Annotated in this window: 13 protein-coding genes; 1 reads left to right on the top strand and 12 read right to left on the bottom strand. The window is 46.3% G+C overall.

Annotated elements, in window-relative coordinates; all coding sequences use genetic code 11:
- Positions 1-11: 11 nt before the first annotated feature.
- The 11 genes from icmH to EPB59_RS15960 form a co-directional block, all read right to left on the bottom strand.
- A complete protein-coding gene (icmH, locus tag EPB59_RS15910; protein WP_000083403.1) occupies positions 12-785 on the bottom strand; it encodes a type IVB secretion system protein IcmH/DotU in 774 nt (257 codons plus the stop codon).
- Positions 786-787: 2 nt separating this feature from the next.
- The gene (gene tssK / locus EPB59_RS15915; RefSeq protein WP_055050124.1) at positions 788-2,122 is read right to left on the bottom strand and encodes a type VI secretion system baseplate subunit TssK; all 1,335 of its coding nucleotides are present in this window, start codon (positions 2,120-2,122) and stop codon (positions 788-790) included.
- Positions 2,123-2,128: 6 nt separating this feature from the next.
- Positions 2,129-2,605 carry a type VI secretion system lipoprotein TssJ gene (gene tssJ, locus EPB59_RS15920; protein WP_055029344.1) on the bottom strand — a complete coding sequence of 159 codons (477 nt, stop codon included), beginning with the start codon at positions 2,603-2,605 and terminating at the stop codon, positions 2,129-2,131.
- A 2-nt stretch (positions 2,606-2,607) separates the two neighbouring features.
- Entirely contained in the window at positions 2,608-4,095 is a 1,488-nt protein-coding gene (gene tagH / locus EPB59_RS15925) for a type VI secretion system-associated FHA domain protein TagH (protein WP_154139124.1), read from the bottom strand.
- Positions 4,096-4,097: 2 nt separating this feature from the next.
- On the bottom strand, positions 4,098-5,114 hold the full coding sequence (gene tssG / locus EPB59_RS15930; protein ID WP_154173784.1) for a type VI secretion system baseplate subunit TssG: 1,017 nt from the start codon (positions 5,112-5,114) through the stop codon (positions 4,098-4,100).
- Positions 5,078-6,847 (bottom strand): type VI secretion system baseplate subunit TssF, encoded by a 1,770-nt coding sequence (gene tssF, locus EPB59_RS15935; protein WP_154173786.1) that lies wholly within the window; start codon positions 6,845-6,847, stop codon positions 5,078-5,080. Before tssF ends, tssG begins: the two co-directional genes overlap by 37 nt.
- Positions 6,848-6,852: 5 nt before the next feature.
- Positions 6,853-7,290 (bottom strand): type VI secretion system baseplate subunit TssE, encoded by a 438-nt coding sequence (gene tssE / locus EPB59_RS15940; protein WP_000221000.1) that lies wholly within the window; start codon positions 7,288-7,290, stop codon positions 6,853-6,855.
- A gap of 2 nt (positions 7,291-7,292) precedes the next feature.
- The gene (gene tssC, locus EPB59_RS15945) at positions 7,293-8,768 is read right to left on the bottom strand and encodes a type VI secretion system contractile sheath large subunit (protein WP_055050128.1); all 1,476 of its coding nucleotides are present in this window, start codon (positions 8,766-8,768) and stop codon (positions 7,293-7,295) included.
- A 37-nt stretch (positions 8,769-8,805) separates the two neighbouring features.
- The gene (tssB, locus tag EPB59_RS15950) at positions 8,806-9,312 is read right to left on the bottom strand and encodes a type VI secretion system contractile sheath small subunit (RefSeq protein WP_000031393.1); all 507 of its coding nucleotides are present in this window, start codon (positions 9,310-9,312) and stop codon (positions 8,806-8,808) included.
- A gap of 427 nt (positions 9,313-9,739) precedes the next feature.
- Complete coding sequence (locus EPB59_RS15955) at positions 9,740-10,660, bottom strand: sel1 repeat family protein (RefSeq protein WP_055050447.1); 921 nt, start codon at positions 10,658-10,660, stop codon at positions 9,740-9,742.
- Positions 10,661-10,727: 67 nt separating this feature from the next.
- Positions 10,728-11,012, bottom strand: a complete 285-nt coding sequence (locus tag EPB59_RS15960; protein WP_055050129.1) for a type VI secretion system PAAR protein — start codon at positions 11,010-11,012, stop codon at positions 10,728-10,730.
- Between the two features lie 595 nt (positions 11,013-11,607).
- Here EPB59_RS15960 and EPB59_RS15965 point away from each other — a divergent pair.
- A complete protein-coding gene (locus EPB59_RS15965; RefSeq protein ID WP_154173790.1) occupies positions 11,608-13,287 on the top strand; it encodes an RluA family pseudouridine synthase in 1,680 nt (559 codons plus the stop codon).
- Between the two features lie 74 nt (positions 13,288-13,361).
- Here EPB59_RS15965 and EPB59_RS15970 read toward each other — a convergent pair whose 3' ends face one another.
- Complete coding sequence (locus EPB59_RS15970) at positions 13,362-15,131, bottom strand: SulP family inorganic anion transporter (RefSeq protein WP_431355116.1); 1,770 nt, start codon at positions 15,129-15,131, stop codon at positions 13,362-13,364.
- Between the last annotated feature and the right edge of the window lie 18 nt (positions 15,132-15,149).

Below are 15,149 nucleotides of genomic sequence, written 5' to 3' on the forward strand. Positions count from 1 at the left end.
CCTAATTATGTTTAAAGTATTTGATTGAGTTGATTGAGCACATCACTGGATTTGCTGTGCAGTAGATAGCTGTAACCAAGAAACAGACCGATCCAGAGCACGATAAAGCCAGCAAAAACCGACCAAACCGGCATCTGCCGACTTAAGGTGTATTTCGCTCGTACCACATGATCAGTTGGGCGCGTGAAATCTTGCGGTTCACTCTCCTCAAAACTGCTGAGCAAATGATGCAAACGGTTGATCACTTTTTCGCGCTCCGCTTGCCCTCCTTCCATGACTCGGTATTTCCCTTCAAAGCCTAAAATTAGGCATTGATAGATAAAAGCTAACAACGCTTGGTAGCGATGGGGTTCACCTTCAAGACGGCTTAAAATGGTGAAGACTTTCTCGCCGCCCCAAGTCTCATTATGAAAGCGGGACAACATAGAGTGTTCCGCCCACACACTGGATGCGCCCCATTCTGTTCCCATCACAGACTCATCCAAAAATGCACACAGGATGTAGCGATAGGCCATTAAGATCGCATGCTCGTAGCCTTGTTCGGTGAGTTCGATTTCAATCGCTTTAATCTCTTCTATCGTTTGGCGATAGATCTGTTCAATGTTGTCGCATTCGGTCAGTGAACGAACTCGTAGTGAAAGACCAAACAGGGGCGTTGCTGCATCAATCAACACATTCGGATTATCACCACGCAGTTGAAACCAGTAGTCTTGGTCGTGATTGATTTTTTCCACATCGTCAAACAACAAACTGGCTAGTGGTGTCTCTTTTTTACTCTGTGACATGATTAGCTCCTGATGGCCCAGAATTGCAGCTCAAGGTCATCAAAAGCTGCAGCAACATGGAACGCGAAACCGCTAGAGTGCGTTAACATCGCCCACGCGGCGCTGGTTTTATCCAATTGGTAGTAGGTGTAACCCGCATGGTATGGCAACTGACGCGGCGCGACAGGTAATGGTGTGAGTGGAATACCCGGCAACTGCAGTGAGATAAGCTCGCGAATTTTCTCCACCGAAGCCACTTTGGTTTGCTGAGTAAACAGACGACGCAGCTCATCCAAAGGCATGCGTGCTTTCACTGCAATAATAAATTCAGCGCTGTCCATCAATTGTGGATCATGAATTGGCGCGACCATCAAACCGTACTTACGTTTATCAAGCTGAATCGAAACAGCCCGCGGCTCTAGCACTACGCTCAAGCTCTGGCGCAGACTGTGGATCAAAGGCTGAAATGACTGGCTTGGTAAGTCATGGTTATAACTGGGTAGACTCGGCGGTAGACGGCTTTCATCAGTAAAAGTAGCAAGTTCACCACACACCGAAGAGAGACATTCAAATAAACGTTCAGGCGCCAAACTGCGTAGCTCGGCGAGATGTTTCATTTGCGGTTGTAGACGGTTTAATGCTTGCAACAACATAAAATCAGACACATCCGCCACACCACCTTGCGCGGGGGAACTGATCCGCTGGGCAATATTTTTCGCTCGCTCACGCATTAGCCCTGACATCTCATTAATAAAGCGGTGCAGTGACGAAATTCCCACCACATTGAGGTGGCAAGGAATAAAATCGGGATCGAGCACGACACTGCCATCAGGGCGTTTTTCTAAGATGCGACCAATCGCAATCGAAGCAAATGAGCTGCGGTCTTCACGCTCAAGCATGAGTTGCAAGCGCACTGGAGAGACATCAATCGTTGTAGTATCGCCTTGCACACTGTGCACATCACGCACCTCAAGACGACGGCTGATGTAACGTCCTGTACCACGTTCTTCAGGCCAGTTAATCTCCATTAGGGATTCACTGCGTAGTGGTACCGCCAGATAAACAATCTGATTGGCCAATGACGCATCGGTCACTTCGAGCGCATCAGGCAGATGATCTTCTTGCGGAATACGGAAAGCCGTTCCATCAGGCATCACCCCTACTGCGCGCTCAATCGCGATGCGGCCAAAAGAGAGGTATTCAGGGTTAAGTGATAACTCAGAAATACCATACAAATAACGACTCACGGTGCTCAGGCGTTCATCCAGGCAGTACTCCGTATATCTCTGCTGTTGCTGAAAATGCTGGGGTTTAATGAACAGCCCTTCATTCCAGATCACTCGGTTACGCGCAAACATCGTTTGTTATTCCACCTTATCCAATTTCACATCGTAGTCTTTGAATAGCATCAGCAAGTGATACTCTCGTCCTTTGTTAAGCACCTTGACCGCTTTCTTCCACTCGCTCAGCTCTGGCTCGGCAAAATGCGCCATAACGCCGATGTAGTTCGTTTCTTCATCCACTTCAAAAGCGTTCACAAACTTGAACTGTCCGGGCGTCAATACGTAGTCGTAGTTTTTAACAAAGTTACTGCGCAGCGCTTTTTTATAATCGGTTTTGAGCTGGTCGTAGTCGGATGACATAAACATTGAGTCATCTTTTAGCTCAAAGACTTGAATTTCAATCGGTGACGCTTCCCCCCAAATGTTGGGGTTCACCCCTTCATCACTCACAAGACTGAAGGTCACTTTAGTTGGCTCTTTCGCAGGCTCGTACTGTTCCGACGAACTGCAAGCGGTCAATACCATCAACGAAAACAGCATCCACAGCACTTTGTTCACGGTTATAGCTCCAGTTGCTTCTCGCGAATTTTGCGATCGTAGGCTTGCTCAAAGATCTCCCAGAACAGTTTTTCAAATCCACGCTGACGATTAGAGGTCAACTCTTGGTAATAGCTGCAATACATATTCCAAGCCCATGCATCCGTTGAAGTTTGCGTAGCATCCGAATTACGTTTGTAATGATGGAAACGGCGCAGCATCACTTGTGGAGAGAAAGCATTGAGGATTTGGCTTAACGCTTCTGACGTCGCAAACTGCATGGCTTCGTTATGGTCACGTACCGTTTTTAGGCTTTCCGCAATCGCAGCGGGCGCTGAAAGGTGCACCACACTTTTCTCTGCATCGTATAGCGTGCGTATTGTTTCTTCGTAAGAGAGGCCTAAACGCAGTGGGTTATCTTCAATCGGTTGTAGGTTGCGATTCAAAGTACCGAAACGGCTTTCACTGACCTGTTGGTGCAAATCGAGTAAACCACGAACACACGCTTGTAAAGATTCACCTAACTCTTGCGACAGCAAATGCATGCGTGTCATATCATGCTCATCGCTCAAATCAACACCCAGTCCTTCTAAGATCGGGCCGGTAACTAGGTGGTTAACTTGGCTAGTCGGTGAGGTATGCAAGTGAGAATATGCGTTTTTTTCCTGCTGCGGCTGGAAACTTTTCGCGACTTCCTCTTCTAACAAATCCAGTACTTTTTCATCCATTGTGAAGCCCTCTGATACGTTGCTTGCGCTAGTGTTATTGTGTGAAACGGTGGGATTAGAGGAAGCCATATTGGGTGCTTCCGTTTTGATTTGTTTTGAAAATGTGGCTTTCGCAAAACCGAGAATTTTCTTCAGACGGATCGATGACGTCATTTCATATTCACTGTCCGCCTGCGGCGTAAAATCGGCGTTTTGCAGTACCAAATTGTCCTGCGGAACCAAGTTAGGCTGTTCCTGTGGGGCCAGTTCATGCACTGATTCATCCAGAAGTGACGTGGCTCGGTCAGAGGTTCCCATTAAGGTGTCGAGTGCCTGTAACGGGTCGGTATTGGGTGATACGCCGGTTTTTTCTGGTTCGATATCCAAGGTTAAATCAGCCAACAAATCTTCTTGCTGTGATGAAAACAGCGTGTCGAGTGAGCCATATTGCTCTTCCACTTCCAGCGCATTACCGAACAACACTCGTAACCGATAAGGCCCAACACTGATTTCATCTTTATGAGTAAGACGTGCTAACTTTTCCCGCCCCAACGGCATGTCTGCCCCATTGACGTAGGTTTCACCACAGTTGTCTTTTAAGCAGTACGCGCCATCGACCATCATGACTTCACAGTGCACCGGTTTTACGCTGCCTTGCGCATCCACTAAACGCCATTGTGCTGCAGGCGAAGCACCAATCACGCCGCCGGCGGATGTCCAAGTATGCTGAGCCGACAAGCCCGATTCTAGGTGTTGCGCATTGGTGACTAAGAGGGTCAACGAAGGGAGCGTCACTGAGTTCATGGTTATTGCCTTACTTGAATTAAAACGTGTTTATTGGCTGCATCTTGGCCAAGAAACGAGGTCCAGCCGAGGGCGATGTTTTGTTCAGAATCCAGACAAAATACTGGAGCTTCACTCTCATCCATCGTCAGCTCAAGGTCATACGCCATCTGCTCACGTAAGATGAACTCGACTAACTTACAAAGCGGTTGATACTCTTTGCCAGATGGCAAGAAATCCGCAAATCGACTGCGCGATAACTGTTTAATGCAGATGATGAATTTCCCGCAGCAGTCCACGACAGATTCACCAATCACCGTATCGACACCTAAGCGCGCATTCTGATGACCAAGTGCAAATTGTTGGCTACGGTCAATCAACACCCGACGTCTGACCCACTGGCGAATGGATACATCCGGCAAATCAAAGCAATGTGCGATAATGCCTGCAACCACTTGCGGAGAGCGACTGCGCCCAGCCAACGTGCCAGCATAAGCCAGCATCTTGCACCAGTTGATCGGCGTTTCACCGCGCAGATCTGGATCACCCAATCCCACTAGCGCAAACAGTTGTGCTGAGAACACATCCTGCGCACCGGGCTGAAAGCGCACGTAGTAGCGGTATTTACGCCAAACTCGATAAACTAAATTAATCAATCGGTTATTGAAAAAATCGAGGAATGGTTGTTTATGTCCACCCGGCTCTTCTGTCACCAACTGTTCAATAATGAATCCGGGTAGAGGGGACTGTGCGCCCGACAAACCAAAAAAGTTGGTGAGCATGACCCAACGCTCATCTTCACGAGCGTCTAACGCCATCACATCACTAGGCGAAAATCCAAGGCTCGGGTTGGCACTAAACACCAAGCGGCAATCGCGCTCCCACTCTTCCGACTCTGGATTCAGATCCGCCAGCTTTTGCAATAGCTCAACCAGTTGATAGAAGTTGTATTCCCTAACATTGCTCGGCAAGCCCATCGGAGAGGCTTGCGCTGGATCTGAATTCAGATCAACGGCTGCATTCCGCTCTGTGTGCCCCATGAGTACTTCTCTTGATTGCTGATGTTGACCACGACTAGCTCGTGGAATGAGTTAATGCTGGCGTAAAGCGCAAAGAAATGACTCAGTACCGTACCAAACAAGAACAGATCGCCTTCGGACCCAAAACCTGCTTGATCAACGTACAAAGTCGATTGCAAACCACGTACAGGTAAACCACGAAGGATTTTATCCATCGGTTTCGATTCGATTTTGACTATGCCATCGAGGCGCATGCGTGCGACTCGCTCAGCTTGCCTATCCACCAAGGCGCGAAAATCGTAGGCGCGCAGCACGCAGCTCAGGGCGTCCTTTGATAACAAAGAGAGATAATTGAGCGAGAGGTTCGAAATCAACGTCCACAATAAGCTGCCATCGAGCACGGGACGCAGCGACTGTGACGGTACCGTAATATTTTTAAATGTGGCAAAAGGAGGTGAGCTATCTGTCGCCACACAAATATCTCCCACCCCGAGTTCCAACGGCAGCAAGCGATTGGTGCAGGTGAGCTTGATCGAGACGGCTTCATCTACGCCGATGGACAGCGTTTCATCACCACGCACAAAAGAGATAAATGAATCAAACCCATCCCCCCGGATGCTCTCTTTCACTCGTGTGCGGTAGTAAAGTGCCTGACGATGACGAACTCGTTCGACCTCATGTTGAAAACTCTCGAAGGAGGAGTAAACCCGCTTTTCACCGCGGATCCGTTTCCCTTCTGATTGGGTATCTTGCCAACCAACCACTTGATCCACGCTGAAAATTTCATAATGGGCGGGATAACGGCTAGATGGCACAATACGATACTCTGAACGGCGTCCTGTCAAATCAATCGGGTCAGCATCATGCTCAAACAGATTAATGACTGGCGTACAGTAGAGTTGAAAATTATCCTGACGAACTCGCGTATCCGCGGGCAATGTTTTTGAAAAATAGATACGTAAGGTGAAATCACCACCCACCGTTTTCGGTAAAGCTTTGGCAAAGCCTTTCACATCAAAGAAATGAAATGCCTCAGGAAACGACAGATACTCTTGTAAGATTCGATAGCCGTCATAGACATTTTTTGGATAAGGCAGCAGTGCTTGATTGCTAGAAAAACCGACGGTAGAAAACGCATCGGTCGGTAGCGAAAACTCGACACCCTGCACTTCAATGGTCATTTTTTGCAGATAGTGATGTAACCAAAGATAAAGAGTTTGCGAGCTGTATTTATCGCCACCCAAATAAAAACGCAGTGTATCGAGCTTAGCATCACCCACCGTCATATCGCCCAGCATGCGCAGAGAGATCTGAATAGTGGTCGCTTCGCGAGTATGCTCAGCATGAACACCTTGACACTGCATCGGATACAAAACGACATCACGGCAAGTATTGAAATGACATGCGGTGCCAAATACAGGCTTACTATCCAATTGAGTATTACGTGGGATGACTTGCTTTTCGCTGACACTTTTATCAGGTTCAAACGCCACCACACTCATGCTCGGAATAGGGCGCAGATAATTTGGCCACAGCATGTTAATGATGGAGTGAGTAAGTTCAGGGAACTCATCCTCCACCTTTTCGCGCAAACGCGCGGTAAGAAATGCAAACCCTTCCAAAAGACGCTCAACGTCAGGATCGGTCGTACGGCCATGAAGAAAACGCGAAAGCTGAGGGTGAATTTCGGTAAATTCTTTCCCCTGCTCTTTTAAAAAAGCGAGCTCTTCCCTGAAATACTTGTCTTGCGTCATAGAGGTTAAAACACTCGATATTTTCTGCTTTGATCCAATAACAGACTGAACTGGACTTTTTCGTGTAACGCTTCGCTATTGATGGTCGCGGTAATGTGGAACCTTAACGTCAGCGGGTTAAAGCTATCTTGATCCGCTCTCACCAGAACGCGAGTTAAACGCGGCTCGTAGCGCTCAAGGCACTGTTGAATCGCCAATTTAATTCGCACGGAGAGATCTAAGGTTTCCAGCGTTGCATCATTAAAATCCACCAACCCGAGATGAGGGGCACTTTGTGCTCCGCCAATTCGAGTGTTCAGAATGTTAGAGACATTCCGTTTGATCGATTCGAGGACATCCCACGCGTCTGGCCCACGGGTCAGCGACATAGGTTTGGCGTTGGCTTCCAAACGTTCGAAAAAGCCAACACCAAATGCACTCTCTTCAGGTGCGATGTACGTCATAATCAGGCTTGATCAAGACGTCCAACTAATGACAACTCAAAGTTCGCCCCCATGTACTTAAAGTGAGGACGAACCGAGAGTGACACCTGATACCAACCTGGATTGCCTTCCACATCCATCACTTCAATGCGCGCAGCACGAAGTGGACGACGGCTACGTACGTCTGCGGGTGGGTTCTCTTGATCAGCAACGTATTGTTTGATCCATGAGTTCAGTTCACGCTCAAGATCTTGACGCTCTTTCCAAGCACCAATCTGCTCGCGCTGCAGAACTTTCACGTAATGCGCTAAACGATTGATGATCATCATGTACGGCAACTGGGTACCCAACTTGTAGTTGGTTTCCGCTTCTTTACCTTCTTTGGTATTTGGGAAAATCTTAGGTTTTTGAATGGAGTTTGCAGAGAAGAACGCCGCGTTATCACTGCCTTTACGCATAGTAAGAGCAATAAAACCTTCTTCCGCCAGTTCAAACTCTTTACGATCAGTGATCAGAACTTCGGTTGGAATTTTGCTTTGCAATGCACCCATGGATTCAAAGACATGCACAGGCAGATCTTCAACCGCACCACCGCTTTGTGGACCGATGATGTTTGGACACCAGCGATATTTAGCAAAGCTATCTGTCAAACGAGTCGCGAAAGCAAATGCCGTATTACCCCACAAATAGTGCTCGTGTGAAGCACTGACGTTTTCCGCATAGTTGAACGACTTCACTGGATTTTCGATAGGATCGTAAGGAACGCGCAGCAGGAAACGAGGCGCGGTTAGACCGAGATAGCGAGCATCTTCAGACTCACGCAATGAACGCCACTTGGTGTATTTTGGACTTTCAAAAGTGGATTTCAAATCTTTAACATTCGGCAGTTCTTCAAACGAATCAATACCGAAGAATTCAGGCCCAACACTAGAGATAAATGGGGCATGCGCCATCGCACCAAGAGCACCCATGTACTGTAGCAATTTCATATCAGGCGTTGAAGGAGTAAAGGCGTAATTACCGATAATCGCACCGACAGGTTCACCACCAAATTGGCCATAACCTGATGAATAAACATGTTTATAAAGACCGGATTGTGCAGTTTCTGGTGCAAACTCGAAATCTTCCAGCAATTCTTCTTTCGTAACGTGAAGGATTTCGACTTTGTTGTTTTCACGAAAATCGGTGCGATCAATGAAAAGCTTCAAGCCACGCCATGAAGATTCCATTGCTTGGAATTCGGCATGGTGAAGAATTTCATCCATTTGTGCACTGATTTTTTTGTCTAACTCCACCAACATCTGGTCGACTAGAGATTTGTTAACAGGCTCAGCAGAGTGCTGTGAACCAATCAGATTTTCGATAAACGCAGCGACACCTTTTTTCGCAATGTCATAACCCTCTTCGCTTGGTGCGATGCGGGTTTGCGCCATAATTTCATCAAGAAGGCTGCTTTGGGCAAGCTGTGGCCTTTCCAATACTGTTTCAGTAGTAGACATCATTAAGTTCCTAATGAGTAATTAATTGGATGATTGCTTACGCTTGGGGTTCTTCTTGGCCACTGAGTAGGTTCAGTTCAGCCAATAGCTTCTCTCTCGACTCATCAGAGTTGAGCAAAGATTGCAAACGATCGCGAAACGCAGGGATATTACCGAGAGGTCCTTTAAGAGCGACCAAAGCTTCGCGAAGCTCAATTAATTTTTTCAATTCAGGAACTTGTGTTGCCACGGCATCGGGAGCGAAATCGCCTAGAGATTTGAAATTCAGTTCTACAGGAAGATCTGCATTTTCATCATCACTTAGCTTATTTTTCACCGTAGTTGTGATTTTCAACTCGCTTTCGCGCATTACAGCTTCAAAGTTATTCTTGTCGACTGTCACCGTGGCACGTTCTTCCAATGGGGTTTGCTCCGCATGCCCTTTGAAATCACCAACCACCAGAGTTTTGAGTGGAAGCTCAACCTCAGCCTGTGCATCCCCCGTCGCTGGAATATATTTAATATTAATCCGCTCTTTGGGAGCTACACTTCCTTCTTTAGACATATTACGTCTCCAATACCTATGCCAAACGTTGTCAATGAAACAGCGGTTTAAATTCACGTTCAAACCACCAAGAATCTTGAACTCTCCCTAGTCATTGCTAAGGTTGCCCATTTCAATATATGAAATTGAGTCAATATCCTCTGTGAAGTGGTGAAATGTAATATCCCACCCTAAGCCATACGTTCACAGGGTATTTTGATTGATTCGTTAACACTGGAATTAATATGCAAAACTATCATTAACAGCGCTTTGCTGTTATGTGTCAGTTATCCGATCTCGATATTTTTTGCTATTGTTTAATGCCAATTAATTATGAGATGGCATTCTATTCAAGGAGACAAAAAAGGTAATATAAAAAACCTCAAAGCGTGATCTCTTCCCAGAAAATGACGCCTATAACCATACTCAAACTATATTTACCGTTTTATTAATAATCCCAATACGCATCATGATTAAAAAATGGCTGATAATTTTCCAGTTGCAACTCTATTTCACTCGCTTCCATTTTTTCCTGCTCGGATAACTGTAGAGAAATATCAGTCATCTGTTTTTCACTATTTTGGTAGAGATTAGAAAGACGATCAGGACCTGCGGTTTCTAAATACAACCCGAAATACGCTTTCGCTTGTTTAATATCACTCTCAACAAATCGATAAAGGTCACTTTGACCGCTTAGGATATTTCCCATTGCCACTAATGCGGTCAAATCACTATGTTGTATCGCTTGTTGGCGCCAATAATACGCATCCCTGTATTTCCCTTTATTTTCAAGTAGTTGAATGTAATTTCGTATCGCAGGTATGTATCCGGTCTGCGCAGCCTGCAAGTAGGTTTTACGCGCTTCTGTTGCTCGACTGCCAGGCATGGGGTAGCTTCCCTCTCCTCGCTCAATCTGCTGAGCAGCGAGCATTAATGCTGCGGGATGCTCAAGCTCAGCCGCTATCTTTAAATAATGTTGAGCAAGCGTTGGATCGCTATATTGATAGTAAAGTGCTAGCTCATAAGCCGCTTGACTTGGTTTCTTTGCTCCTAAATCAATCACCGCATCATGGTAACGTTGCTGCCATATACGTCGTTCCGCCGTTCTGAGCCACTCACCATCTTGGTATAACACTCGCATTGCTTGACGACTGCCACCTTGCGCCGCCAGTAACAAATAGTGCTGACTTTCTGGTGGTGTGCGAATGGTGGTGCGATAATTGGCGACTTCCATAGCATAGAGGTAGGCAGCATTAGGCTCTCCGAGATCTGCTGCATACTTTAGATACTGACGCGCAGCTAAATTTTTAAATTGTGCACGCAGTAAGCGCCCCTTCTCAAAGGCTTGCTGAGCAGACAACTGTTGCATATCGTAGTTTTTTTCTTCACTAAAACCACTGAACGCAAGCAGCAATCCCACTATACCAATCAACACCTTACCCAATATTGACACTACTCGCCCCCTGTAATACGCCACCACAATCGACAGCATCTCCCGCTCTTGCTGCCGGCTTACCATCAATCATGACGGTGCCAGACCCTACCGCAATCGAGCGACCATGTGCAGGATGTTTCGGCTTATCATGAGGCGCTAACGGATCACCAACCCGAGCAGCTGGAATGCCATCGTAGCGAACCGTTCCTGAACCGGCAGTGATCGGCGTAGGAGGAAAACCATCATGATCTGTACCAATATGTCCGACTACAATTCCATTACCCATATTTAATCCTCAATTTCAATTTATGAACTTTCAAGCAATTAATGTTCCACTCTTTGTTATGAAAACACACCGATAAGCCACCCATGCCTGGGCAATATTTTGCCCGCAAGGGCATAACACACACCATTTCGAGCAAAAAGCTGCCCAAAACAACTAATGTCATAAAAATGTCAAAAAACAAATAAATAAACCATTCTTGGGATGCTTGTTCCTATTTAACTCATCGATAATAATTAAAATAGTAAATATAATTTAATCCATTAAATAGTGTAATTTAGATATTACTAAACATTAGCTTTATCGAAATAGTCTATTTGAACAAACACACTCTTCTTAAGAATAAACTTTTTTCTATATTTACACTTCATTCTTACATTGTAATTCATTATATATTCCATTAAATCCATACTGTTTATTACTTAATCAATTTTCTATCATTTAATGAATGATTATGAACTTAATCTCACAATGATTAATCTAAAAAGAGCAGAATTTAAATACTTTAAGATGAATAGATGAAACCGAAACATTGCCTGACAAGTATTGCCTAAGCGGGTAAAATGCATATTGGCTTGAATCTACCCTATTGCTTGTTATGTCTGCGTTACCAAACTGCTTTACTCACTTTGAGTCATCAATTGCTGAGATCACACTTCCAGAATGTTTTACTTATCCATTTTGTTATCAACCTCATCCATTGTGTGAAATCGCTGCCCATGAGCTGCAACAGCACCTGCTGACCCAAAAACAGTGGCATCACCCCTTTGGCTTAACCGATTCGGATCCGCAAGCCCATGGCAAAATGTTTGGCGTTTTAGTTGTGCAGCATCTCTCTGGGCAATTAGGCTATTTATCAGCATTTTCTGGTCAATTAGCTGAGCAGAATGAATTACCCGGTTTTGTCCCTCCTGTCTTTGATCGTTTTGCTGATGAGCGTTTTTTCCGTATCGATGGCGATGACATTGCTGCTATTAATCAACAGGTTCGTGAACGAGAAGCGGATCCAGAACTGACGCGCCTCACTCATCTTCTCGCACAAGATCGCAACCTAGCGGCACAGGCCATAGATCAACATCGCTTATTGATGGTCGAGCAGCGCGACTATCGTAAACAGCAACGTGCTCAAGCAAGCGAATTGTCGGAGTCTGAACGAACAACGCTTTTCGCCGCCTTAGCGGAAGCGAGCGTATTACAAAAACGTCAATTACATCAGCTCAAGCAAGATTGGGAACAGCGCATCACTAACACGCAAACTCAATTAGAAAGTAAACTCGCAGTTCTTATGCAACTGAAGCAACAACGCAAACAGCGGTCGGCGGCATTACAAACCAAGCTGTTTTCAGCCTATCGATTTCTCAACATAAGTGGGGTTGAAAAAAATCTTGTCGACCTATTTTCTGTTACTAAGAATCCGTTGCCTCCTGCGGGTTCGGGTGAGTGCGCAGCACCTAAACTGCTGCACTATGCGTTTAAGCATCAACTCAAACCCATTGCGTTAGCCGAGTTTTGGTGGGGGCGTTCTCCTAAGTCAGAAATTCGGCAACATAAAAAGTTTTATCCCGCTTGCCAAAGTAAATGTCAGCCCATCTTGGCGCACATGCTGCATGGGATGAAGTTGGAAGAAAATCCATTATTGAACAATCCAGCCGAAGGGCAAGAGATCGACATTGTGTATCAGGATGACGCCATCGTTGTGGTCAATAAACCTGCGGAGTTTCTCTCTGTCCCCGGTGTACATGTGCATGATTCTGTGTTGAGCCGCTTACAAGCACAATTTAGCGATGCCGAAGGCGTATTTGCTCTGCATCGTCTCGATATGTCTACATCTGGACTTCTGATCTTTGCATTGACTCGACGTGCCAATAAGCATCTGCAAAAGCAATTTATTACTCGTGCAGTACAAAAGCGCTATGTCGCACTGTTGGAAGGAACACTAGATAAAGATCGAGGTGAAATTCAATTGCCTCTGTGTGGCGATCTTGATGATAGACCGAGACAAAAAGTTTGCCTACAACAAGGCAAACCGGCTCTCACACATTGGGAAGTGATCCGCATTGAGCAAGGTCGAACCCGAGTACATCTCTATCCACATACTGGCCGCACTCACCAACTACGGGTTCATTGTGCTCACCAACTTGGGCTAAATTGCCCAATTGTGGGTGATGATTTGTATGGCCAGCAAGCCCAACGTTTGCATTTGCATGCTGAGCAATTGTGTTTTACCCACCCCTATACCAAACAACTTATGACTTTCCAAGCTAGTCCTGACTTTTAAGCCTCAACGTCTTATATCGATGGTGGGTAAGAAAAAGGGGCTCACACAGAGCCCCATCCAACCCAATAAGTGAGTTACGCCACTTCCGTTGCTGTCGGTGTTAACAGTACGCTAATCTCTGGCTCCTTTTGTACCGCAGGAACATGGCCTTCTTCCATAGCACTCAAGTAACAACCACTGAGCTTAATCGCTAAGTACATATCCGCACGCAATACCACCCCACCTTCAGCAGTATTAATTCCAGTTAACTCACACCAGTGGCGTAAACTCCGCTTTCGCCCTGCAAGGATTAAGCGAATACCGCGTTTTTTAAGTATGCCGTGCAAATCTGCCAGCATCGCCATCACACTGAGATCTAAGTGAGTAAAGCTGGCCACCGCATCGATAACCACACAACCGACTTGCGTTCCTTCTCGTTCTGTTTGATCGAGGATGCGTCGCTTGAAATAAGGGGCATTAAAGTACGTTAACGGTGAGTTGAAACGGAAAATCACCATACCTGGAATCGGTTTGGCTTTCTCTGAACCATCTAAAGTACGCAGAGTGCCTTGATCATCAAGTCCCATCATTTGATCGGTGGGGCGCATGATCACTTTGAGAAATTGGAACAACCCCAGTAGCACCGCCAGCGTAATGCCCGGAATAACCCCTATCACTAACACCGAGATGAACGTAATCAGTGCCAGATAAAAGGCATCTTTATCGCGTTTTCTGAGATTCCAGATCCCTTTGAAATCCAGTAGAGAAAGCGAAGCGATCACCAGCACTACCCCCAACGCGGCAACCGGAATGAACTGGAGAGGTTGATAAGCAAAAACCGCGACTAACGCAATCATCAAGGCGGCAATCACAGAGACCAGCTGTGATTTACCTCCATTGGCATCATTCACCGCCGTACGAGAATCCGCACCGCTGATCGCAAAACCTTGCGAGAAGGCTGCTGCGACATTCGCGACGCCAAGTGCACGAAACTCTTTATCGGCGTCAATATCGTAACCATTTTTGGCAGCGAAACTACGCGCGGTCAGCATCATACTCACAAAACTCACCATAGCTAAGTTCAGGGCTGGCATGACCAATTCACGGCTGATCCCTAAGTCAAAAGCAGGAGCTTGAAATTCAGGTAAGCCACCTTGAATCACCCCTACCACTTGTATTCCAACACTTTCTAGATCCAGCCCCCAAACTAACAAAGCAGCAACCATAATGGCAAACATGGCCGCAGGCCAACGAGGTTGCCAGCGTTTGATAACAAGGTAGGTAGTCAACGTCAGAATACTCACACCTAAGGTTTGCCAATGTAATGAATACAGAAGATCTGGAGCTTCAATAATCCGCTCAAGTAAGTAACGTTTCTCATATTTCAAACCGAGGACTTTGGCAAACTGACCAACAATGATAGTCAGGGCAACGCCATTTAAAAGCCCAAGCAAGATCGGGCGAGAAAGAAAATCGGCGAAAATACCCAGTTTTAGTCGACTAGCAAGAATGCACCATAACCCGGTCATGGCCGTCATCGTCATCACCAACTGCCAATGTTTGGTCGAATCTCCAGCGGCAAGCGGAGTCACCACTGCCGCAATCACTGCACAGGTAGCAGCATCTGGCCCGACAATCAGTTGGCGTGATGTACCCATTAAGGCATAAACCAGCATTGGCAAAACACAAGAGTAAAGACCAACAATCGCCGGCACTCCGGTCAACTGCGCATACGCAATTGCAACCGGTAAAGCCACCGCGACCACGGAAAATGCGGCGCGAACATCATCCGTTACCCATCCCCGTTCATAGTCTTTAAATTGGTAGAGTCCGGGGAACCACTGCCGTATCCATGCTGATTTCAATTCTCTCACCTGTTAGGC

It is taken from the genome of Vibrio metoecus, from assembly GCF_009665255.1.
Taxonomy (GTDB): Bacteria; Pseudomonadota; Gammaproteobacteria; order Enterobacterales; family Vibrionaceae; genus Vibrio; species Vibrio metoecus_B.

Excerpts from the sequence above, each read along its gene's own strand:
- icmH (WP_000083403.1), bottom strand. The coding sequence starts at position 785 with ATGTCACAGAGTAAAAAAGAGACACCACTAGCCAGTTTGTTGTTTGAC.
- tssK (WP_055050124.1), bottom strand. The coding sequence starts at position 2,122 with ATGTTTGCGCGTAACCGAGTGATCTGGAATGAAGGGCTGTTCATTAAA.
- tagH (WP_154139124.1), bottom strand. The coding sequence starts at position 4,095 with ATGAACTCAGTGACGCTCCCTTCGTTGACCCTCTTAGTCACCAATGCG.
- tssG (WP_154173784.1), bottom strand. The coding sequence starts at position 5,114 with ATGGGGCACACAGAGCGGAATGCAGCCGTTGATCTGAATTCAGATCCA.
- tssF (WP_154173786.1), bottom strand. The coding sequence starts at position 6,847 with ATGACGCAAGACAAGTATTTCAGGGAAGAGCTCGCTTTTTTAAAAGAG.
- tssE (WP_000221000.1), bottom strand. The coding sequence starts at position 7,290 with ATGACGTACATCGCACCTGAAGAGAGTGCATTTGGTGTTGGCTTTTTC.
- tssC (WP_055050128.1), bottom strand. The coding sequence starts at position 8,768 with ATGTCTACTACTGAAACAGTATTGGAAAGGCCACAGCTTGCCCAAAGC.
- tssB (WP_000031393.1), bottom strand. The coding sequence starts at position 9,312 with ATGTCTAAAGAAGGAAGTGTAGCTCCCAAAGAGCGGATTAATATTAAA.
- EPB59_RS15955 (WP_055050447.1), bottom strand. The coding sequence starts at position 10,660 with ATGCAACAGTTGTCTGCTCAGCAAGCCTTTGAGAAGGGGCGCTTACTG.
- EPB59_RS15960 (WP_055050129.1), bottom strand. The coding sequence starts at position 11,012 with ATGGGTAATGGAATTGTAGTCGGACATATTGGTACAGATCATGATGGT.
- EPB59_RS15965 (WP_154173790.1), top strand. The coding sequence starts at position 11,608 with ATGTCTGCGTTACCAAACTGCTTTACTCACTTTGAGTCATCAATTGCT.